Annotated in this window: 17 protein-coding genes; 10 read left to right on the top strand and 7 right to left on the bottom strand. The window is 61.9% G+C overall.

The genetic code is table 11. The features are described 5' to 3' along the window. Positions 1-25 precede the first annotated feature (25 nt). Complete coding sequence (locus AC13QO_RS25770; protein WP_488542255.1) at positions 26-802, top strand: ABC transporter ATP-binding protein; 777 nt, start codon at positions 26-28, stop codon at positions 800-802. After that, positions 799-2,292 carry an HAL/PAL/TAL family ammonia-lyase gene (locus tag AC13QO_RS25765; protein WP_488542254.1) on the top strand — a complete coding sequence of 498 codons (1,494 nt, stop codon included), beginning with the start codon at positions 799-801 and terminating at the stop codon, positions 2,290-2,292. Before AC13QO_RS25770 ends, AC13QO_RS25765 begins: the two co-directional genes overlap by 4 nt. An 11-nt stretch (positions 2,293-2,303) precedes the next feature. Here AC13QO_RS25765 and AC13QO_RS25760 read toward each other — a convergent pair whose 3' ends face one another. Beyond that, on the bottom strand, positions 2,304-2,846 hold the full coding sequence (locus tag AC13QO_RS25760) for a hypothetical protein (RefSeq protein WP_488542253.1): 543 nt from the start codon (positions 2,844-2,846) through the stop codon (positions 2,304-2,306). Between the two features lie 191 nt (positions 2,847-3,037). On the opposite strand from AC13QO_RS25760, the gene AC13QO_RS25755 reads away from it, so the two are divergent. Further along, entirely contained in the window at positions 3,038-3,775 is a 738-nt protein-coding gene (locus AC13QO_RS25755; protein WP_488542252.1) for a phosphatase PAP2 family protein, read from the top strand. 98 nt (positions 3,776-3,873) lie between these two features. Here the strand turns inward: AC13QO_RS25755 and AC13QO_RS25750 are convergent, their stop codons facing one another. The 4 genes from AC13QO_RS25750 to AC13QO_RS25735 all read right to left on the bottom strand — a co-directional run bounded on the left by AC13QO_RS25750 (position 3,874) and on the right by AC13QO_RS25735 (position 7,546). Next, positions 3,874-6,435 (bottom strand): GcvT family protein, encoded by a 2,562-nt coding sequence (locus AC13QO_RS25750; protein ID WP_488542251.1) that lies wholly within the window; start codon positions 6,433-6,435, stop codon positions 3,874-3,876. Between the two features lie 268 nt (positions 6,436-6,703). After that, positions 6,704-6,943, bottom strand: coding sequence for a hypothetical protein (locus AC13QO_RS25745; protein WP_085780936.1), 240 nt, complete (start codon positions 6,941-6,943; stop codon positions 6,704-6,706). Positions 6,944-6,952: 9 nt separating this feature from the next. Beyond that, complete coding sequence (locus AC13QO_RS25740) at positions 6,953-7,210, bottom strand: hypothetical protein (RefSeq protein WP_085780937.1); 258 nt, start codon at positions 7,208-7,210, stop codon at positions 6,953-6,955. Next, positions 7,211-7,546 carry a helix-turn-helix domain-containing protein gene (locus AC13QO_RS25735; protein WP_085780938.1) on the bottom strand — a complete coding sequence of 112 codons (336 nt, stop codon included), beginning with the start codon at positions 7,544-7,546 and terminating at the stop codon, positions 7,211-7,213. It lies immediately after the preceding gene. A 181-nt stretch (positions 7,547-7,727) separates the two neighbouring features. Between AC13QO_RS25735 and AC13QO_RS25730 the strand changes: the two genes are divergently transcribed. Continuing rightward, positions 7,728-8,789 (top strand): class I SAM-dependent methyltransferase, encoded by a 1,062-nt coding sequence (locus AC13QO_RS25730; protein WP_488542250.1) that lies wholly within the window; start codon positions 7,728-7,730, stop codon positions 8,787-8,789. Between the two features lie 43 nt (positions 8,790-8,832). Here AC13QO_RS25730 and AC13QO_RS25725 read toward each other — a convergent pair whose 3' ends face one another. Both AC13QO_RS25725 and AC13QO_RS25720 read right to left on the bottom strand, forming a co-directional pair. Next, positions 8,833-10,353 (bottom strand): mechanosensitive ion channel family protein, encoded by a 1,521-nt coding sequence (locus AC13QO_RS25725; protein ID WP_085781268.1) that lies wholly within the window; start codon positions 10,351-10,353, stop codon positions 8,833-8,835. Between the two features lie 235 nt (positions 10,354-10,588). Beyond that, positions 10,589-11,431, bottom strand: coding sequence for an AraC family transcriptional regulator (locus AC13QO_RS25720; protein WP_085781270.1), 843 nt, complete (start codon positions 11,429-11,431; stop codon positions 10,589-10,591). A gap of 245 nt (positions 11,432-11,676) precedes the next feature. On the opposite strand from AC13QO_RS25720, the gene melA (AC13QO_RS25715) reads away from it, so the two are divergent. The 6 genes from melA (AC13QO_RS25715) to melA (AC13QO_RS25690) all read left to right on the top strand — a co-directional run bounded on the left by melA (AC13QO_RS25715) (position 11,677) and on the right by melA (AC13QO_RS25690) (position 20,733). Continuing rightward, positions 11,677-13,143: an alpha-glucosidase/alpha-galactosidase gene (gene melA, locus AC13QO_RS25715; protein WP_085781269.1), complete on the top strand. Its 1,467-nt coding sequence runs from the start codon at positions 11,677-11,679 to the stop codon at positions 13,141-13,143. A 126-nt stretch (positions 13,144-13,269) separates the two neighbouring features. Continuing rightward, positions 13,270-15,357, top strand: coding sequence for an ABC transporter substrate-binding protein (locus AC13QO_RS25710; RefSeq protein ID WP_488542249.1), 2,088 nt, complete (start codon positions 13,270-13,272; stop codon positions 15,355-15,357). A gap of 159 nt (positions 15,358-15,516) precedes the next feature. Further along, positions 15,517-16,524 carry an ABC transporter permease gene (locus AC13QO_RS25705; RefSeq protein ID WP_488542248.1) on the top strand — a complete coding sequence of 336 codons (1,008 nt, stop codon included), beginning with the start codon at positions 15,517-15,519 and terminating at the stop codon, positions 16,522-16,524. Position 16,525: 1 nt separating this feature from the next. After that, positions 16,526-17,662 carry an ABC transporter permease gene (locus AC13QO_RS25700; RefSeq protein WP_488542247.1) on the top strand — a complete coding sequence of 379 codons (1,137 nt, stop codon included), beginning with the start codon at positions 16,526-16,528 and terminating at the stop codon, positions 17,660-17,662. Positions 17,663-17,672: 10 nt separating this feature from the next. Beyond that, a complete protein-coding gene (locus tag AC13QO_RS25695; RefSeq protein ID WP_488542246.1) occupies positions 17,673-19,340 on the top strand; it encodes an ABC transporter ATP-binding protein in 1,668 nt (555 codons plus the stop codon). A gap of 22 nt (positions 19,341-19,362) precedes the next feature. Beyond that, positions 19,363-20,733, top strand: coding sequence for an alpha-galactosidase (gene melA / locus AC13QO_RS25690; protein WP_488542245.1), 1,371 nt, complete (start codon positions 19,363-19,365; stop codon positions 20,731-20,733). Positions 20,734-20,807: the final 74 nt, after the last annotated feature.

Below are 20,807 nucleotides of genomic sequence, written 5' to 3'. Positions count from 1 at the left end.
CGTTTTTGACCTGATTGGAGCAACCATGCCAGGCGTCACCCGACTTTCGGTTCGCAACATCCGCAAGAGCTTCGGTACCCATGAAGTGCTGCGCGGCATTTCCCTCGATGCCGAGGACGGCGACGTGATTTCGCTGCTCGGCGCCTCAGGCTCCGGCAAATCGACCTTCCTGCGCTGCATCAACATGCTCGAAACCGCCAGCGACGGCGAAATCTGGGTCGACGGCGAGCATATCGAGATGGTCCACAAGAACGGCAAGACAAGGCCGGCGAGCCAGAAGCAGGTCGACCATATCCGCTCCGAACTCGGCATGGTGTTCCAGTCCTTCAACCTCTGGTCCCACATGACCATCCTGCAGAATGTCATCGAGGGACCCATTCATGTGCTGAAGCGGCCGCGCGCCGAATGTATCGCCGAGGCCGAGGCGCTGCTCGAAAAGGTCGGCATCGCAGACAAACGCCATGCCTATCCCGCCCATCTCTCCGGCGGCCAGCAGCAGCGCGCCGCCATCGCCCGCGCGCTTGCGATGAAGCCGAAGGTCATGCTCTTCGACGAGCCGACGTCGGCGCTCGATCCGGAGCTGGTCGGCGAAGTCCTGCGCGTCATGCGCGCGCTTGCCGAGGAGGGCATGACCATGCTCGTCGTCACCCATGAGATGAGCTTTGCCCGCAACGTCTCGAACCGTGTCGTCTTCATGCGCGAAGGGCTGATCGAAAGCAGCGGCACGCCGGACGAGATGTTTGCCGGCGGCGCCACACCCGCCTTCCGCCAGTTCATCGGTAATTTCGGAACGGGTCGATGACGGTCGTCCTCGATAAGGTGCTGGGCTGGCGCGATGTTGCGCGCGTCGGGGCAGGGGAGGCGCTTGCGCTGTCGCCGGCTGCCTGGGCGCGGGTCGAAAGGGCAAGCCGGATCGTCGCGCGCATCGTCGAAACCGGCGTGCGCGCCTATGGCGTCAACACCGGCGTCGGGGCGCTGGCCGATACGGTGGTCGACCGCGCCTCGCAGAGCCTGCTGTCGCGCAGCATCGTGCTCAGCCATGCCTGTGGCGTCGGACCGCTTCTGCCCGCCCGCGAGGTGCGCGCCATCATCGCCGCCGAGATCGCCAATTTTGCCCACGGCCATTCCGGCGTGCGGCGTGAGATCGTCCAGCATCTTGCGGCCCTGTTGGAGCATGATTGCATTCCGGACGTGCCATCCAAGGGCTCGGCCGGTTATCTCACCCATAATGCCCATACCGCGCTCGTCCTGATCGGCGAAGGCAGCGCGACGCTTGCCGGACGGCGTATGAGCGGCCGCGAAGCGCTTGCGGCGATCGGCCTTGTCCCGCTGGTACTCGGCGCCAAGGAGGGTTTGAGCCTCGTCAACGGGACGGCCTGCTCCACGGGCTTGACCGCACTGGCACTCTGGCGCGCCGAACGGCTGCTCGACTGGGCCGATGCCATCGCGGCGCTGACGCTGGAAGCGGCGGGCTGCCAGATCGCCGCCTTCGACGAGGCGGTGCTGGCGCTGCGCCCATCGGCGGGAATAGAGAAAGTAGGCGCTGCGCTGCGCGCACGGCTCCAGGGCAGCGGTCTCATCGCCGCCGCCTTTGGCCGGCGTACCCAGGATGCGCTGAGCCTTCGTTCGGTGCCGCATGCCCACGGAGCGGCCCGTGATGTCTTCGACAATTCCGCCCGCATCGCCGATCAGGAGCTCGCTTCGGTAACGGACAATCCCGCCGTTTCAGGCACTCCGGAAGAACCCGTCGTCTCCTCCGAGGCACATGCGGTCGCCCCGGCGCTCGGGCAGGCGGCCGACAGCCTCGCCGTTGCAATGGCGCAGCTTTGTGCGATCAGCGAGAGGCGCATGGACCGGCTGGTCAATCCACTGGTGAGTGGCCTGCCGCCGTTTCTGGCGAGCGATGCCGGCAGCCATTCCGGCTTCATGATCGCCCAGTATACCGCAGCGGCGCTGAGCAATGAAAATCGCCGCCTTGCCGCGCCCGCAGCGCTTGACGGCGGGCTGACCTCCGGCCTGCAGGAGGATTTCCTCGCGCATCCGACGGCTGCCGCCGGCAAGCTGCTCGCGGTCATCGACAATGCCGAATATATCCTGGCGATCGAGCTGATGGCTGCCGCCCAGGCGCATGATTTCCTGGCGGCGACGGCGCCCCGGGCGGGAGGCACGGATCTTATCTATCAGGCCGTGCGGGAGCGTATCTCCCATTATGGCGACGAGCGGCCGCTCAATGGCGATATCGAGGCCGTGCGCAGCCTGATCCGCGAGACTGTGCCGCCACCGATGAATTGATCGGGCAGACGTCAGAACGGCTTGCTGGAGTCGGAATCCTGCTTCGGTTTTCCGTCGGCGTCGAGGCGTTTGAGGCATCGGGCGAACGTGGGGTAGAGCTGGTCCACCCGCGAGAGCGGCAGCGTCCAGTCGCCTTCGTCGCCGGCAAAGGTCAACTGCACGTCAGGGGTTCCGGAAAAGGAATTCTTGATGATCTTCTTCAGTCCGCCGCTACCCTTGCTGCCCACGGGCCAGAGGCGAAGCGTATGCTTGTCGAAGAACTCGGCGGCAACGGCTTTCGTCACATTTCGATCAGTCAGCGTCACCTCGGTCATGGTGCCGGCCGGAATGTCCCAGCTGTTCTTCGACACCAGCCAGAACGTCTCGGTCGCACTCTGGCGGAATTCCATGCTCTTGCCGATCTCGCTCTCCCACAGCAGCCGGCAATAGGGTGGGCTGTCGCTCGCATAGCCGACCGACCATTGTCTTGCGCCGCCCATCCATTCGGTCTCGCCGAAGGCGGAGACCGGCTGCAGGATGGATGCCAGCAGAACTATCACGGTCAGAATTTTCATCGTCGAAGCCTCCAGGACAATCCGCTTCAGCCATAGCAAAAGAAGGTTGAGCTTTTGCTACCGGCCGTTTGAAATGAAGCGGAGATCAGACCGGCGAAGTGGCTCCTCGACTTTGCAAGGTCTTGAATTTTCGACTCACCTTGCCGATCTGGCGGGTGAGGACATGATATCAAGGGAGATCCACGACAGGCATGACGGAGGTTCAACGACGCGGTTTCCTGGCGAGGCTCAACACCTATGAGCCACTGACGCTGATCTTGCTGGCATCGGTCGCCGGCGGTCTGTTCGTGCTGCAGCGGCTGACGAGCGAGGTCCTCGAAGGCGAAACCTTTGGTTTCGACCAGGCGGTCCTACTGGCATTGCGGCGGGCAGATGATCTCTCCGTGCCGATCGGTCCGGCCTGGCTGACCCACGCCGTCGGCGACATCACCAGCCTCGGCGGCATCACCGTTCTGTCGCTGATGACTGTCCTCGTGACCGTCTATCTCTTGCTCGACCGGCGCTGGCCGATCGCGATCTTCGTCTTTTCCTCGGTGCTGTCAGGGTGGCTGGCGAGTACGCTTTTGAAGATCCTCGTCGCGCGGCCGCGCCCCGATGTCGTGCCGCACCTCGTCGAGGTGAGCGATCTCAGTTTTCCCTCCGGCCATGCCATGGTCTCGGCGGTGACCTATCTGACGCTCGGGGCGCTGCTGGCGCGCACACAACGTTATCCCTCGACGCGGATTTTCGTCATGGGCGCCGGCGTCTTCCTGGCCGTCATCATCGGTTTGAGCCGCATCTACCTCGGCGTTCATTATCCGACGGACGTTTTCGCCGGATGGTGCGCCGGGGCACTGTGGGCGCTCGGCTGCTGGCTGATCTCGAAGAGGTTCGTCCCGAGCCGCGCGCCTCATGGTGGCGTCGAGACTGCAGATGAGGACAACACTTAGCGTAATGCGGCCCACCGCATGTCTGTGGCGCCGTGCTTGCGGCGCCACAGGTGCTTGAGTGCTTAGGTTCTGCCGCTTTCGCTGAAAGCTGAACCGCTTTAGGTGCGCGGCTTCAGATTCTCCGGGTCATAGATCGGCTTGTAGCCGACGCCGACAACCTCCACCGGGAAGCTCTCGGCAAAATACTCGACCTCAAGCTTGCGTCCGACCTGGCAATGCGACCACGGCAGATAGGCGAGGGCGATGTTCTTGCCGACCGTCGGGCCGTAGGCGATCGAGGTCGTGTAGGACCGGCGGCCAAGCTCGTCGACCAGAACCTCTCCCGTGGCGGGATCGACGACCGGCAGGTTGCCGACGGGATAGCGCTTCACGCCTGTTTTGTCGGTATTCTCGGTCATGACGAGCGTGCAGAGCATGGCGGGCTGGTGCTCGCGCGCTTTGTATTCCAGATGCTTTTCCTTGCCGCGGAAATCGGCTTCCTTGACCTTCGGGCGGGCGAGATCGGCTTCGATCAGGTTGTACTGGGTCAGGAGGTCGGCGTTCTGCAGGCGCAGGCTCTTCTCCATGCGGCGCGAGTTCGCATAGGTCTCGACGCCGAAAGCCATCACGCCGGTCGAGCGCAGCGCATCCCAGACGGCGAGGCCGTCTTCATACTTCATGTGCAATTCCCAGCCCTGCTCGCCGACATAGGAGATGCGGAAGGCGGTGACGGTCTTGCCTGATATTTCGATCGGCTTGATCGCCGCAAAGGCGAAGTTTTCCTGATCGAGCCCGGCCGGATCGGCTACGACCTTCTTCAGCGTCTCGCGCGCGTTCGGACCCCAGATGCCGATCGTCACGAATTTCTCCGAGACATCGGTGACGGTCACGTCAAGGCCGCGGTCTTGAGCGACCCGCTTCATATAGTGCAGATCGCGCGGGCCGGCATCGGCGCCGTTGACGAGACGGCAGCGGTCGGCCATGCGGAACACGGTGAAGTCGGCGCGCACCATGCCTTCGTCGTCGAGGAAGTGGGTGTAGATACCCTTGCCGATGTTGGCATCGCCGCCGATCTTGGCGGCGCACAGCCACTCCATCAGCTCGACATGATCAGGCCCCTCGATATCGACCATGTGGAAATGGCTGAGATTGACGATGCCGCAATCCTCGCTCATCGCCAGGTGTTCGGCATTCGAGACGCGCCAGAAATGGCGGCTGTCCCATTCGTTCTCGCGAACCGGAACCCGGTCGCCATACTTCTCCAGAAGGTGCTCGTTGGCGGCGTAGCCGTGCGCACGCTCCCAGCCGCCCAGTTCCATGAAGTAGCCGCCAAGCTCCTTTTCGCGCTCGTAGAAGGGCGAGCGCTTGATGTTGCGGCCGGATGCATAGGGTTCGCGGGTGTGAACCGCCGGGAAATAGATCTTCTGGGCGGCTTCGAAGCAGCGGCCTTCGATAAATTCTTCCGTCAGCTGATGCGGATAGAAGCGGGCATAGTCAATGCTGTTGTGATCGATTTCGGTACGGCCATCGGTCATCCAGTCGGCGATCAGCTTGCCATAGCCCGGGCCGTCCTTGACCCAGATGGCAACGCAATACCAGAGACCGCGCACCTTCTGGCTCTCGCCGCAGGATGGGCCGCCGGCGGCGGAAACCTGCAGCAGGCCGTTGAAGGAATGACCTTCGTTATAGCCGAGTTCGCCGAGGATCGGCGTCAGTTCCATGGCGCGTTCGAGCGGCTCGATGATCTGCTCCATCTCGAGGTCGCGCTGCGACGGCGAAAGGCGGGCTTCGTGTTTTTCGAGAAGATCGCGCGGATGGCACATGCGCGGATTGGTGGCTTCGTAATAGCCCCACTCGATCTGGCCACCCTCGGTCGTCGCCGGGTCGCCGGTGTCGCGCATGTAGGCGGAGTTGCCCTGGTCGCGCAGCAGCGGGAAGCCGATTTCCTTGCCGGTGCCTTCAAACTCGTTATAGGGACCGAAGAAAGTGAGCGGGTGGTCGACCGGCATCACCGGCAGGTCTTCGCCGACCATCTCGGCGATCAGGCGGCCCCAGAGGCCGGCGCAGACGATGACGTGGTCGGCCATGATAGTGCCGCGATGGGTGACGACGCCCTTGATGCGTCCGCCCTCGACGATCAGCGACTTCGCCGGCGTGTTGCCGAACACCTTGAGCTTGCCGGCCTTTTCGGCGGCATCGACCAGCTTGCCGGCAACGGTCTGCGAGCGCGGAATGACGAGGCCGGCATCCGGATCGAAAAGCCCGCCCATCACCTGATCTTCCTCGATCAGCGGGAACTTCTCCTTGATCTCGGAGGGGCTGACATAATGGGCGCGGGTGCCGAAAGCGCGGGCCGAGGAAAGCTTGCGCTTGATTTCCTCCATCCAGGCGTGGTCGCCGGTGCGCGCCACTTCGAGGCCGCCGATGCGGGCGTAGTGGCCCATCTTCTCATAGAAATCGATTGAATATTGCGTCGTCCAGACCGACAGATAGTCGTGGCTCGTGGTGTAACAGAAGTCCGAGGCATGCGCTGTCGAGCCGATGTCAGTCGGTATGCCCGACTTGTCGATGCCGACGATATCGTCCCATCCGCGCTCGACAAGATGATGAGCGATGGAGGCGCCGACGATGCCGCCGAGCCCGATGATGACGACCTTTGCCTTTTCCGGAAATGCTGCCACGTGCTGTTCCTTCTATTTCCGCACGAATTAAAACTACCGAGCCGCGCTTGGCTTACGCTTCGCGTGAGATGCAGGAGCCATGTCAGCCTCGTGAGCGTGTCACATTTGCCCAAGCTGCAAAACCCCAGACCTCTCCCTCCCGAAGCTGGATAAGCCATTATGCATAAGGGTCACAATCGTCATTGGTCCTACGCCGTCGAGTAACGGCGTAATTGCGCCAGTCCGGATCGGGGCTGAGGTTATTCCAGATAGAGCTCGCCTACCCGGATCACGGCGCTGCAATTGCGTTGAGCCGGTCGATGTCTCCGAGCACTATATCGTCGGAAACCGGCTCGCGATTGTGCAGGCGGAACCATTCAGCCGCTTCGCGCACGCGGTCTCCGTGCGGCGGGGGATAGGCGCCCAGCCGAAGGACCCATTCCCGCACGGTCTCGCGCTCCATCCGGCCGGCCCGGTATCGGTCGCAGACCGTTTTCGCCGAGGCGACGAGATCATTGATACTCTTCACGGCCGGCCCTCAATGCACGGAAGGTTCGTCGTCGAGAAAGGAGCGGATGCCGTCCCGCGCCACGACCGCGAGGAATTCGTCGAAAGCTTCGCGGTCCGTCGCGAACGGCTCGTCCCACTGGATCAGGTCCTCTGCCTGGGTGACGACTTCCATCGTCCAGTCTTCATTGCTGCCCGCGGATCGAAAGATATCGACGAGCACCGTAACCCCGTCTTCGGTAAATTCCCCCGCCAATTCGGAGTGCTCAAGCTTCTGTTTCTTTGCCATTCAACCGCCAGCGCCGGGAGGGGCGTCGTTTTTGAGATGTTCTTCGTATTGGACCGTCTGAGTCTCGTCAGTGTCTATAGAAGCCGATGCCGGTCTTGCCAAGCGAACGCCCGCGCCGCCACCATTCTCCGGGATGAAAAGAACGCCCGCTGCCTCCAAACTCTCCTTCAGGTCCCGCAGGGTCTGCTCGTCAGGGGAAAGCTTCCCGGCTTCGAAACGGGTAATCGTCGCCTTAGGGATTTTCGCGGCTGAAGATAGATCGTCCTCAGACCACGCGATAAGAGCTCGTGCCGCGCGGCACTGAGATGCGGATAGAGAAAAGTCATCAATTGGCATTGATACACGGTTGGTTGGACTCGGTCAGCACTATGAGAGATGTGAGCGCCGGCGAAGAAAGCAAGCGAATGTGCTGATACCGGATCGAAGCCGCTACCCTATTGGGCGATGGGAAGGTTGATTGACTGAATATTACCAAGGTCTAATTTGGGCCCCTTTATCACGCGCCGGGGAGGTTGCAATGCGTGAGCCGGATATGCAGAAACTCGATACGCTTGTCGGTCGTCTTGTTGGCGACGTCGGCGCCGCCGTGTCGGGCGCCTTGGTCGTGCTCGGTGACAAAGTCGGAATCTTCAAGGCGATGGCCGACGGGACGCCTTTGAGTGTCGAGCAGCTTGCCGCGAAAACAGGGGTGAAGGAGCGCTACCTCAGGGAATGGCTCAGCGCCCAGGCGGCGGCGGAATATGTCAGCTATGATGAAAAATCGGATCGTTTCAGCCTGACGCCGGAACAGGCGATGGTGTTCGCCGAGGAAAACAGCCCCGCCTTCTTCGTGGGCGCTTTCGAGGTTGTGCAATCCATGTGGATGGACGAGCCGAAAGTCGCCGATGCCTTCCGCACTGGAAAGGGTCTCGGCTGGCATGAACACAGCACCTGCCTATTCCGCGGAACCGAACGGTTCTTTCGCCCGGGGTACAACAGCCATCTGGTGAATGAATGGATTCCGGCTCTTGCCGGGATGGAGGAAAAGCTGAAGGCGGGCGCCAGCGTCGCCGATGTCGGCTGCGGTCACGGCGCCTCGACCATCCTGATGGCGCAGGCCTATCCCGCCTCGCGGTTCACCGGCTTCGATTATCACGGCCCGTCGATCGAAAGGGCAAAGGCCGCCGCCAAAGAGGCTGGCGTCGCCGATCGCGTGACGTTCGAGCAGGGCAAGGCGGCCGAATTTCCGGGGCGCGGTTATGATATGGTCGCCATGTTCGACTGCCTCCACGACATGGGCGATCCGGTCGGCGCCGGGCGGCATGTCAAGGAAACGCTTGCGCCGAATGGGACATGGCTCATCGTCGAACCCTTCGCCCATGACCACCTGAAGGACAATCTCAATCCGGTGGGCCGCGTCTATTATGGGGCGTCGACGATGATCTGCACACCGGCATCGCTCTCCCAGGAGGTGGGGCTAGGGCTCGGCGCCCAGGCCGGAGAAATGAGGCTTCGAAAGGTTGCACTCGACGCCGGCTTCACGCATTTCCGCCGTGCAACCGAAACGCCGTTCAACATGGTGTTCGAGGTGCGGGCGTAAGGCGCATCAGTCGTGTTTCAGCGCGTGGCAGTGGCACTGACTGCTATTGCGGCACCTGGAACAGGTGGCGGATTCGCATCAGCAGCGAAGTCATCGAGCTGCCGTTCAGTGTTGCGCCTTCGGTCACGAAGGAATGCTGGCCGGTCTCGATGCGGTGGGTCAGGGTGGCGGCAAGCTCCTCGGCGATGCCGGGCCTGTCGTGCAGCAACGGTGTCAGACTGGTCTGTGCAATTTCGTAAATGACCACGAAGGTGAGGGCGCGCAGGGTTGCCGCTTCGCCGGCGCCGATCAGCAGTCCGCTCTCGCCGAAATAGTCGCCCGGTGCCAATCGTCCGACTTCGATTTCCTTTTGGCCTTCCTTGCGTGTCGCGATGACGGCGCCGCTGCGCACGATCATCAGCGAAGCGACCGTATCCCCCTGTTCGATCAGAATCGCATCCTTCTTGAAGGTCCGCCGCGTCATCGAGGCGGCCAGCGTCTCCTTCTCGTCCTCCGTCAACGAGGCAAACAGGGGGATGGCATCGAGAAGCTTGAGCGGCGTCGGACGATGCTGCCCTGCCACTTCTTCCGGCTGCACCCGGTCGGACGGCGGGCCTGCGGCATCGATCGGCCGCGCCAGGGTGAGGCCGGCCGCCTTGATGTGGCGGTAGATAAGATCGAATATCTCATTCTTCGCCAGCCCGGCGTGGCCAATATCCCTGACGCGGAAAGAGAGCTCCACCTCCACCGCATCGGCATTGAGCGACTTGACCTGCACGCCGGGCCTTGGTTCCGTCAGGATTGAGCCGCTGCTCAAAAGCACGGTGCGCATCACCTCGACGATCGTCGATGGCCCCGTCGTCGGTACGACGCGGACCGTCAGCATGACGCCGTGGCTGCGGTCGGGGCTGCTGAGGTTGGTCAGCCCCACCTTGGCAAGAAAGCTGTTGGGCAGGATGACAAGGTCGTTCGTGCCGTTCAGGAGATGCGTGCTACGCCAGTTGGTTTCGACGACACGCCCTTCGACGCCGTCGTTGAGGACGATCCAATCACCGATTGTGTAAGGCCGGCCGAGATTGAGTGCGATACCGGAAAAGACGTCGTTCAGCGTGCTCTGCAGCGCCAGGCCGAGGATGATGGCGAAGACGCCCGAGGTGGCGATCAACGTTCCGACCGGAAAGCTGAAGACGTAGGCCACCACCGAAAGGATCGCGCCGAGATAGATCAGCCCGATGACCAGATCCTGAACGAGGCGTCCCTCCCGCGGTTGACGCTCGAAGATCAGGAAGACGCGAACGAAGCCGATCAACGCCCAGGCGGCATTGACCCACCAGACTACCTTGGCAACCCCGATGAAGACACGTTCGAAGGCGGAAGACGATGTCGGGCTGACCTCGTAGGGCACGATATCGTGATAGAGAAGCAGGATGGTCAGCGCCGCGAAGAAGAACACCTGACCGACCAGCTTCCAGCTCGGGAAGGGGCGCAGGGCAACTCGCGTAACCATCGCACCGACCACGGCCACCGCTCCCACCTGGACGATGGGATCGGAAAGCGCCTCGGACCATGTGGGATTTTCTAGCATCGAAATCAACTCGCGAGAGAAGGCTGAGTGCAGCCAGAACCGCTTTGGCAAGGACCGGGCGAAGAACCCCCGTCGCTGTCATCGAATAATCCCTGAGAATATTCCATTTCCTCGCAGCGTCCGCTGGGCAGGGCGAGCCGGAGATCCGGAAAAGCAACATCGCCGTTCGTCCAAGCGATGTCAAACCGCCACCTGGCAATGGATTTCGCGTTGCGCCTTTCGGGTGGTCAGCCGTTCAGCGAAGCTTGCCGATGCTGGCATACATGCCGGTCGTGCGGAATTCGGTGGGATTGGTGCCGTAGACGCGGCGGAAGACCTTCGAAAAATAGTTGGCGTCCTCGAAGCCGCACATGATGGCGACTTCCTTGACCGGCAGGAAGTCCGCCTTGGTCAGAAGCTTGACGGCGCGCTGCAGCCGCTGCTGCAGCACGAATTCGGCCGGCGGCATGCCTTCGCTCTCGGCGAAGCTGCGGGAAAAATGCGCGCGGCTGAGGCCGACGATGCCGGCGAGTTCGCTGACCGGTAGCGGCTTGTCGAGATTGGCGTTGATATGGTCGATCACCGGCTGCATGAGGCTGAGTTCAGCGGCAACAGCCGCCGAGTTGAAGACATCGTCATAGAGCGCCATCGCCGCTTCATAAGCGATCGCCGACGCTGCTCCCGCCGACGTCGCGCCCTTGACCAGACGCAGGCTGCAATCGGCGAGATGATCGACGGTCGAGGGCTGCAGCTTCAAGACAGGACCGGCTGTGGAAAGCACCAGCTTGTGGATGCGCAGCGTTTCCTCGCCGTTCATCGAAATCCAGAAATATTCCCAGCGCTCGCCCTTCTCCAGCCAATAGCGGTGATTGTGGGGGACGAGCACGAGCAGCGTATCGCCGCCTTGGAGGCGGTAATTGCGGTTCTGGTAGCGCAGCCGGCCGGTGCCGCTGATCGTGTGCTGCAGCACGGTGAAGGGCGTCTGGCCGCGCCGGCGGCCGTCCCAGTCGTAGGTCTCGTTCTCACGCACTTCATAGCCCGCGCTGGTCGGCATGGCGTGCAATCGCTGCCGGCCGCGGGGCAGCGAAACCGTCCTCATCGCCTGTCCGTTGGCAATCAAATCCTGCAGCACAAAATTACCCCTGAAAGCATAATCCTTCTCTGGTCGCCCTGCCGATTTCGGGCATAATCCCGCTCGAACAAGAAAGAGAAGACCACGGCCGATAGAGCGGCCGGGAGGAAAACAGGCAGTTTTGCGGCTTTTTCAACCACATGCGCCAGCATGCGGCCTGATCCTCCATGGCCATCTTTTCTCTAGCATTCGATCAGTCCGAGGTGAAGATCATGAGTTTCAAAATCGCTATCATCGGTGCGGGCAGCGTCGGTTTCACCAAAAAGCTGTTTACCGACATATTGTGCGTTCCCGAGTTTCGCGACATCGAATTCGCGCTGACCGATATCAGCGAACATAACCTCGAGATGATCAAGGCGATCCTCGACCGTGTCGTGGAGGCGAACGGGCTGCCGACCAGGGTGACGGCGACGACCGATCGGCGCAAGGCGCTGGAAGGCGCGCGTTATGTCATCAGCTGCGTCAGGGTCGGCGGGCTCGAAGCCTATGCCGACGATATCAGAATCCCGCTGAAATACGGCATCGACCAGTGTGTCGGCGATACGATCTGCGCCGGCGGCATCCTTTACGGCCAGCGCAACATCCCGGTCATTCTCGACTTCTGCAAGGATATAAGAGAGGTCGCCGAGCCGGGCGCGAAGTTCCTCAACTACGCCAACCCGATGGCGATGAACACCTGGGCGGCGATCGAATACGGCAAGGTCGACACCGTCGGTCTCTGCCATGGCGTCCAGCACGGCGCCGAACAGATCGCCGAGGTGCTCGGCGCCAAGTCGGTGCGCGAGCTTGATTACATCTGCTCCGGCATCAACCACCAGACCTGGTTCATTGATCTGCGCCTCAACGGCCGCAAGATCGGCAAGGACGAGCTGGTCGCCGCCTTCGAGGCGCATCCCGTCTATTCGCAGCAGGAGAAATTGCGCATCGACGTGCTGAAGCGCTTCGGCGTCTATTCCACCGAAAGTAACGGCCACCTTTCCGAATATCTGCCCTGGTACCGCAAGCGGCCGGAGGAAATCACCCGCTGGATCGACATGTCCGACTGGATCCACGGCGAGACCGGCGGATACCTCCGGCACTCGACGGAAACGCGCAACTGGTTCGAGACGGAATTCCCGCAATTCCTCGAATCGGCGTCGAAGCCGATCGATCCCGCCAAACGCTCGAACGAACATGCCAGCCACATTCTGGAGGGGCTGGAAACGAACCGGGTCTATCGCGGCCATTTCAACGTCAAGAACAACGGTGTGATCACCAATCTGCCGTCCGATGCGATCATTGAATCGCCAGGCTTCGTCGATCGCTTCGGCATCAACATGGTTTCGGGCGTCACCCTGCCGGAAGCCTGTGCGGCCACCTGCATCGCTTCGATCAACGTTCAGCGCATGTCGGTGCATGCGGCGATTTCGGGCGATATCGACCTCTTGAAGCTTGCCGTGCTGCACGATCCGCTTGTTGGCGCCGTCTCCACACCCGAGGAGGTCTGGCAGATGGTCGATGAAATGGTCGTTGCTCAGGCTCGCTGGCTGCCGCAATATGCCGATGCCGTGCCGGCCGCCAAGGAGAGGCTGTCGAAATCGAAGGTGCAGACCCGCGACTGGGCGGGGGCCGCACGCCGCAACGTCCGCTCGATCGAGGAGCTGCGCGCGGAAAAGGCGGCGCTGAAACACGCCGTCTGACTTTTTCGTGGAAGATGGGTTGTCATGGATTTCCGGGAGGGAAATCCGTGACACAAGGCCTGCTTCCACGCTGTTCGAGGAGAATGGAGCCGGCTGCCCCCGCGCTCCGAAACAGAGGGAGAAACGATGATGAATTTCCGCAAAGCAGGCATTCTGGCCGGACTGACGCTTGGCGTTTCGGTCTTGGCGCTGCATGCCCATGCGTCCGAACCGACCGCCCCGCCGGTGCCGCCGGACTTTCCGGCCGAAGGCAAGATCAACTATGTCGCGCGCGACTCCATCCTGGAGTTCAAGGCGCTGCCCGAATATCACGAGCCCGATTGGGTAACGAAGAATTTCGTCTCCGGCGGCAAGCTGCCGCCGGTCAAGGACCGTCTGCCGAAGGAGCCGCTGGTCTTCAAGACGGGCAATATGCCCGACGGCATTGGCGTTTACGGCGATACGATGCGCCACGTCATCGGCGGCCGGCCGGAAGGCTGGAACTACGGGGCCGGCCAGACCCAGGGCTGGGGCGGCATCGATATCGGCCTTTCTGAATGCCTGACGCGCACCGCGCCGCTCTTCCAGGTGAAGGCCCAGGATACCGAGCCGCTGCCGAACCTTGCCAAGAGCTGGGACTGGTCGGAGGACGGCCATAAGCTGACCATGCACCTGATCGAGGGCGCCAAGTGGTCCGACGGCGCGCCGTTCAATGCCGACGACATCATGTTCTACTGGGACGACGAAGTAGTCGATCCGAACGTCTCGCCGCTTGGCGGCGGCGCCTCGCCTGAGGCCTTCGGTGTCGGCACGACCCTGAAGAAGATCGACGACTACACCGTCGAATGGACCTTCAAGGAAGCCTTCCCCAAGCAATACCTTTACACGATGTCCTACCCGAACTTCTGCCCGGGTCCGTCGCATATCCTTAAACCTCAGCATCCGAAATATTCGAAGAACACCTACGACCAGTTCAAGAACGCCTTCCCGCCTGAGTTCATGAACATGCCTGTGATGGGCGCCTGGGTGCCGGTGGAATATCGCCCCGACGACATCATCGTGCTCCGCCGCAACCCCTATTACTGGAAGGTCGACGAGAAGGGCAACCAGCTACCCTACCTCAACGAGCTGCACTACAAGCTCTCGACCTGGGCTGATCGCGATGTTCAGGCCGTGGCCGGATCTGCCGATATCTCCAACCTCGAGCAGCCGGAAAACTTCGTCGCTTCGCTGAAGCGCGCCGCAGAAAAGACCGCGCCCGCCCGGCTTGCCTTCGGGCCGCGCCTGATCGGCTATAACCTGCGCATGAACTTCTCCGCCAATGGCTGGGGCAATCCGGACGAGCGCGGCCAGGCGATCCGCGAATTGAACCGCAACGAGGACTTCCGTAAGGCGGTCACCATGGCGCTCGACCGCAAGGCGATCGGCGACTCGCTGGTCAAGGGACCGTTCACGGCCATTTATCCGGGTGGGCTTTCCTCCGGCACCAGCTTCTACGACCGCAACTCCACGGTCTACTATCCCTTTGATCTCAAGGGCGCCAAGGCTGAACTCGCCAAAGCGGGCCTGAAGGATACCGACGGCGACGGCATTGTGAACTTCCCGGCCGGCACGGCCGGCGGCAAGGATGTCGAAATCGTCATGCTCGTCAACAACGACTACACAACCGACAAGAGCCTTGCCGAAGGTGTGGTCGGCCAGATGGAGAAGCTCGGGCTGAAGGTCATCCTCAACGGCCTCGACGGTGCCAAGCGTGACGAAGCCCATTATGGCGGCCGCTTCGATTGGCTGATCCAGCGCAACACGACCGAATTGTCGTCGGTGGTGCAGAATACCGAGCAGCTTGCCCCGGTCGGCCCGCGCACCAGCTGGCACCATCGCGCCGGCAAGGAGGATCAGCTCGATCTGATGCCCTTCGAAAAGGAAATGGTCGATGTCGTCAACAAGTTCACGACCAGCCAGAACAATGACGAGCGCGTCGACCTGATGAAGCAGTATCAGAAGATCTCGACCGAGCACGTCAACACCGTCGGTCTGACGGAATATCCGGGCGCGCTGATCATCAACAAGCGCTTCTCGAACGTCCCGCAGGGCACGCCGATCTTCATGTTCAACTGGGCTGAAGACTCGATCATCCGCGAACGCCTGTGGGTGGCCGCCGACAAGCAGGGCAAATACGAGCTGTTCCCCGAGCAGCTGCCCGGCAAACCCGGCGACAAGGGTCCGATCAACTGATGCATGAAACAAATACGCGTCGCATCTGATGCGACGCGCTGGAGTTACCTCCCAGCTGAAAATGAGATTCAGGCCGCGCGTGGCGCGCGGCCTGATATGACCAACAAAGCCGGCCGCGCCGACAAGGAGCGACTGGCGGCAAGGTAAGCGAACCGTCCGATGTTACGATTCCTGCTCGTGCGCATAGCCTCCGCGGTCCCTGTTCTTTTCATTCTGAGCGTGGTGACTTTCGCGATCATCCAGGCCCCGCCCGGCGATTATGCCGATTATATAAGATCTCAGCTGATCAATCAGGGCGGCGCATCTTACGCCCAGGCCGAAGCCCAGGCGCAGGCCTACCGTGTCGAACACGGCCTCGATAAGCCGCTGGTCATCCAATACGTCAACTGGATCGGCGGTATCGTCACACGCGGCGATTTCGGCTACAGCATGTTCTACAACAAGCCGGTCGCCGATGTCGTCGGCGAGCGTCTGCCGCGGACCTTGCTGCTGGCGCTCGTCTGCCACATCTTCGCATCCGTGCTCGGCATCGGCTTCGGCATCTGGGCAGCGACGCGGCAATATAGCTGGATCGACAGCACGCTTTCGGCGATTTCTTTCCTCGGCATGACGGTGCCGCGCTTCCTGATGGCGCTGATCATCGTCTATCTCCTGGTCTTCCAGTTCAACGTGTCCGAAATCGGCAGCTTCTTCTCGCCGCAATATGGCGGGGCGCCCTGGTCCTGGGCGAAATTCGTCGACCTTGTCCACCATGTCTGGCCGGTCGTTGCGATCGCCACCTTCGGCGGGCTCGCCTACAATATGCGCGTCATGCGCGGCAATCTGCTCGACACGCTGAATGCGCAATATGTCGAGACGGCCAAGGCCAAGGGGCTTACCGGCGGGGCGGTGGTGATGCGCCATGCGGTGCCGAACGCCCTGCATCCGCTCGTCATGTACCAGGGTGTCGTTCTGCCCTACATGCTGACCGGCGAGATCGAAACGGCGATCATCTTCGCGCTGCCGACCGTCGGTCCGGCGATCGTTGGCTCTATGGCGGTCGGCGACGTCTATGTCACGGCGACCTTCATGATGGTTCTGTCGGCAACGCTGATCGTCGGCAATATCATCGCCGACATGCTGCTCGCTCTGCTTGATCCGCGCGTGCGCCAGTTCGGAGGAGCCTGAGATGCTTGCTTTCGATTCATCCGAGACCCCACCGACAACCGAACCCGCGATCAAGAAGCCCTCGCATGGCAGCGAAAGTTACCTGGCGCTCGTCTGGCGCCGGCTGCGGCGCTCCTGGACCGGCATGGCCGGGCTGGTGCTCGTCGGGCTTTTGATCATCATGGCGGTCTTTGCCGATTTTTTCGCGCCAATGGATCCCAAGGCAACCGATGTCGGCTTTGCGCCGCCGCAGGTGATGAGCTTTCACGATAAGGACGGAAATTTCGTCTTCCAGCCGCGCGTCTATGCGCTGTCGGATTCCGAGGAGCTCGACCCGGTCACCTTCCAGCCGATCGTCGGCGTCGACTACGACAATCCGCGGCTGCTCGGTTTCTTCGTCAAGGGCGCGGAGTACGAGCTGTTTGGCCTCATTCCGGCCGACCGGCACTTCTTCGGCTCGACCGATGGCCAGCCGGTGCATTTCCTCGGCACTGACAAGTTCGGCCGGGATGTCCTGTCGCGTGCCATCATCGGCTCGCGGATCTCGCTGATGATCGCGCTTACCGTGGTCTTCATCGTCACGCTCATCGGCACGACCGTCGGAATGGTGTCTGGCTATTTCGGCGGCACCTTCGATGTCTGGCTGCAGCGCTTCGTCGAACTGGTCCTCGCCTTCCCGCAACTGCCGCTCTATCTGGCGCTGACCTCGCTGATCCCGGTGACGGCGCCGACCAATGTATTCCTCGCCTTCGTTATCGTCGTGATGTCGGCGCTCGGCTGGGCGCAGATGTCGCGCGAGGTGCGCGGCAAGACCCTGGCGCTTGCCCGGATCGACTATGTGCGGGCGGCAATGGCGGTCGGCGCCACCGACCGCCGCATCATCATCCAGCATATTCTGCCCAACGTATTGAGCCACGTCATCGTCGCGGTGACGCTCGCCATACCGAGCGTCGTGCTGTTGGAATCCTTCCTCGGTTTCCTCGGGTTTGCCGTTAAGCCGCCGCTGATTTCCTGGGGGCTGATGCTGCAGGATACGGCGACCTACTCGGTCATCGGTTCCTATCCCTGGATTCTCTCCCCCGTCGGCTTCGTGCTCGTCACCGTCTTCGCCTTCAATGCGCTCGGTGACGGACTGCGCGACGCGGTCGATCCCTATTGAGGTGATTGATATGGCTCTTGCACTGGTCAATTCCTTCGCCCCGCCCGTCCGCCATGACCATGACGGCCGCTCGGAAACGCCGATCATCGATGCGCGTAACGTGGCGGTGAATTTCAAGGTCGAGGGCGGCATGGTCGAAGCCGTCAAGGACGTCTCCTTCCAGCTTTATCGCGGCGAGACGATCGCCATCGTCGGCGAATCCGGCTCCGGCAAATCCGTGACGGCGCGCACGGTGATGGGGCTGCTGTCGAAACGCGCCGTCGTCTCCGACAATTCGACGGTCTCCTATGACGGCAGCAACATCCTGAAGTTTTCCGAGCGGGCGCGCCGTAAGCTGCGTGGCGACCGCATCTCGATGATCTTCCAGGAACCGATGAGCTCGCTGAACCCGATCTATACGATCGGCAGCCAGATCGTGGAGGCAATCCGCGTGCACCGCCGGGTGAGCCGGAAAGACGCAGAGAAACGCGCGCTCGAATTGCTCGAACATGTGCAGATCCCCGATCCGGCAGCGCGCCTCAAACAATATCCGCACCAGCTTTCCGGCGGCCAGCGTCAGCGTGTGATGATCGCCATGGCCCTTGCCAACGATCCCGATGTTTTGATCGCCGACGAGCCGACGACGGCGCTTGACGTCACCGTGCAGGCGCAGATCCTCAACCTGATCCGCAACCTGCAGAAAGAGCTGGGGATGGCGGTCATCCTCATCACTCACGATCTGACGGTGGTTCGGCAGTTCTCCGACTACGTCTACGTCATGCAGCATGGCGAGGTACGCGAGCACAATGTGACCGAGGCGCTGTTCGCCAAACCGCAGCACCCCTATACCAAGCATCTGCTCGCCTCCGAGCCGCGTGGGCAGGCCAATCCGCTGCCGGAGGGCTCCGACATCATCCTCGATGCCAAGGGCGTGCGGGTCGGCTTCATGCTGCGCCACGGCACCTTCCTGAAACCGGAGATGCGCGAGCTCGTCGCGGTCGACAGCCTGAGCCTGACGCTCCGCCGTCACGAAACCCTCGGCCTAGTTGGCGAATCCGGCTCCGGCAAGACAACCTTTGGCCAGGCGATCCTGCGGCTGAACACGCCGCAGGCCGGCGAGATCCATTTCGATCGCCAGCCGATCCACGGCCTTTCCAGGGCCGAGATGCGGCCCTTCCGCGCCCGCATGCAGGTGGTGTTCCAGGACCCGTTCTCCTCGCTCAACCCGCGCATGACGATCGGCCAGATCATCGAGGAAGGCCTTGTCGTCAACCGGCTCGGCGCCACGAGGGCCGAACGGCAGGACCGGGTGCGCGAGGCACTTATTGCCGCCGGCATGCCCGGCAATATCCTGTCGCGTTTTCCGCATGAATTTTCCGGCGGTCAGCGCCAGCGCATCGCGATTGCCCGCGCCATCGCGCTGGAGCCGGAATTCATCCTGCTCGACGAGCCGACTTCCGCACTCGACCTGTCCGTCCAGGCGCAGATCATCGAACTCCTGCGCAAGCTGCAGGACGAGCGCGGCCTGAGCTATCTCTTCATCTCCCACGACCTCAAGGTCGTCCGGGCCCTCTGCCACCGCGTCATCGTCATGCAGCACGGCAAGATCATGGAAGAGGGGCCCGTCAACGAAGTTCTCACCAATCCCAAGACCGCTTACACCGAACGGCTCGTCAAGGCCGCTTTCGAGGTAGCATGATTATCGAATGCCGGAGGCTATAATGGCAGGAAATCCCAAAATCACCTTCATCGGAGCAGGCTCCACCGTCTTCATGAAGAACATCATCGGCGACGTGCTTCAGCGTCCGGCGCTCTCGGGCGCGACAATTGCGCTGATGGATCTCAATCCGCAGCGGCTGGAAGAAAGCTCGATCGTCGTCAACAAGCTGATCTCGACGCTTGGCGTCAAGGCCAAGGCCGAGACCTATTCCGATCAGCGAAAGGCGCTTTCAGGCGCCGATTTCGTCGTCGTCGCCTTCCAGATCGGCGGCTACGAGCCCTGCACCGTTACCGATTTCGAGGTGCCGAAGAAATATGGGCTGCGCCAGACGATTGCCGATACGCTCGGCGTTGGCGGCATTATGCGCGGGCTTCGCACCGTGCCGCATCTGTGGAAGGTCTGCGAAGACATGCTCGCGGTCTGCCCCGAGGCGATCATGCTGCAATATGTCAACCCGATGGCGATCAACACCTGGGCGATCTCGGAGAAATATCCGACCATCCGCCAGGTCGGCCTTTGCCATTCGGTGCAGGGCACGGCGATGGAGCTGGCGCACGACCTCGACATTCCCTACGAGGAAATCCGCTATCGCGCCGCCGGCATCAACCACATGGCCTTTTATCTCAAGTTCGAGCATCGCCAGGCCGACGGCTCTTACCGCAACCTCTATCCCGATCTCTTGCGCGCCTATCGCGAGGGCAGGGCGCCGAAGCCCGGCTGGAATCCGCGCTGCCCGAACAAGGTGCGTTACGAGATGCTGACGCGGCTCGGCTATTTCGTCACCGAAAGCTCGGAGCACTTCGCCGAATACACGCCCTATTTCATCAAGGAGGGCCGCGAGGACCTGATCGAGAAATTCGGCATTCCGCTCGATGAATATCCGAAGCGCTGCATCGAGCAGATCGAGCGCTGGAAGGGCCAGGCGGAAGCCTATCGCACGGCCGACAAGATCGAGGTGACGCCCTCGAAGGAATATGCCTCCTCGATCATCAACTCGGTCTGGACCGGCGAACCCTCGGTGATCTACGGCAACGTCCGCAACAATGGCTGCATCACCTCGCTGCCGGAAAATTGCGCCGCCGAAGTGCCCTGCCTCGTCGACGCCTCCGGCATCCAGCCGACCTTCATCGGCGACCTGCCGCCGCAGCTGACGGCGCTGATGCGAACCAATATCAACGTTCAGGAACTGACGGTGCAGGCGCTGATGACGGAAAATCGCGAGCATATCTACCACGCCGCGATGATGGATCCGCACACTGCGGCCGAGCTCGACCTCGACCAGATCTGGTCGCTGGTCGACGACCTGCTCGCCGCTCACGGCGACTGGCTGCCCGAATGGGCGCGCACGAACCGTAAAGTCCAGGCCGCCTGATCCCCTCTCCCGGGTGAGGCGTCGAGAAGCCCCGCGGTGGCAACAACCGCGGGGCTTTTGCGTTAAAAATCCTC

Source organism: Rhizobium sp. CNPSo 3670, from assembly GCF_057784555.1.
Note: the sequence above shows the minus strand (reverse complement) of the source record. Positions and strands in the feature narration are given on the sequence as shown.

What these genes read in the sequence shown, in the direction of transcription:
- AC13QO_RS25760 (WP_488542253.1), bottom strand. Translation starts at nt 2,846, where the DNA reads ATGAAAATTCTGACCGTGATAGTTCTGCTGGCATCCATCCTGCAGCCG.
- AC13QO_RS25705 (WP_488542248.1), top strand. Translation starts at nt 15,517, where the DNA reads ATGTTACGATTCCTGCTCGTGCGCATAGCCTCCGCGGTCCCTGTTCTT.
- AC13QO_RS25770 (WP_488542255.1), top strand. Translation starts at nt 26, where the DNA reads ATGCCAGGCGTCACCCGACTTTCGGTTCGCAACATCCGCAAGAGCTTC.
- AC13QO_RS25700 (WP_488542247.1), top strand. Translation starts at nt 16,526, where the DNA reads ATGCTTGCTTTCGATTCATCCGAGACCCCACCGACAACCGAACCCGCG.
- AC13QO_RS25725 (WP_085781268.1), bottom strand. Translation starts at nt 10,353, where the DNA reads ATGCTAGAAAATCCCACATGGTCCGAGGCGCTTTCCGATCCCATCGTC.
- AC13QO_RS25755 (WP_488542252.1), top strand. Translation starts at nt 3,038, where the DNA reads ATGACGGAGGTTCAACGACGCGGTTTCCTGGCGAGGCTCAACACCTAT.
- AC13QO_RS25735 (WP_085780938.1), bottom strand. Translation starts at nt 7,546, where the DNA reads ATGCCAATTGATGACTTTTCTCTATCCGCATCTCAGTGCCGCGCGGCA.
- AC13QO_RS25720 (WP_085781270.1), bottom strand. Translation starts at nt 11,431, where the DNA reads ATGAGGACGGTTTCGCTGCCCCGCGGCCGGCAGCGATTGCACGCCATG.
- AC13QO_RS25710 (WP_488542249.1), top strand. Translation starts at nt 13,270, where the DNA reads ATGATGAATTTCCGCAAAGCAGGCATTCTGGCCGGACTGACGCTTGGC.
- AC13QO_RS25765 (WP_488542254.1), top strand. Translation starts at nt 799, where the DNA reads ATGACGGTCGTCCTCGATAAGGTGCTGGGCTGGCGCGATGTTGCGCGC.
- AC13QO_RS25730 (WP_488542250.1), top strand. Translation starts at nt 7,728, where the DNA reads ATGCGTGAGCCGGATATGCAGAAACTCGATACGCTTGTCGGTCGTCTT.
- AC13QO_RS25740 (WP_085780937.1), bottom strand. Translation starts at nt 7,210, where the DNA reads ATGGCAAAGAAACAGAAGCTTGAGCACTCCGAATTGGCGGGGGAATTT.
- melA (WP_085781269.1), top strand. Translation starts at nt 11,677, where the DNA reads ATGAGTTTCAAAATCGCTATCATCGGTGCGGGCAGCGTCGGTTTCACC.
- melA (WP_488542245.1), top strand. Translation starts at nt 19,363, where the DNA reads ATGGCAGGAAATCCCAAAATCACCTTCATCGGAGCAGGCTCCACCGTC.
- AC13QO_RS25695 (WP_488542246.1), top strand. Translation starts at nt 17,673, where the DNA reads ATGGCTCTTGCACTGGTCAATTCCTTCGCCCCGCCCGTCCGCCATGAC.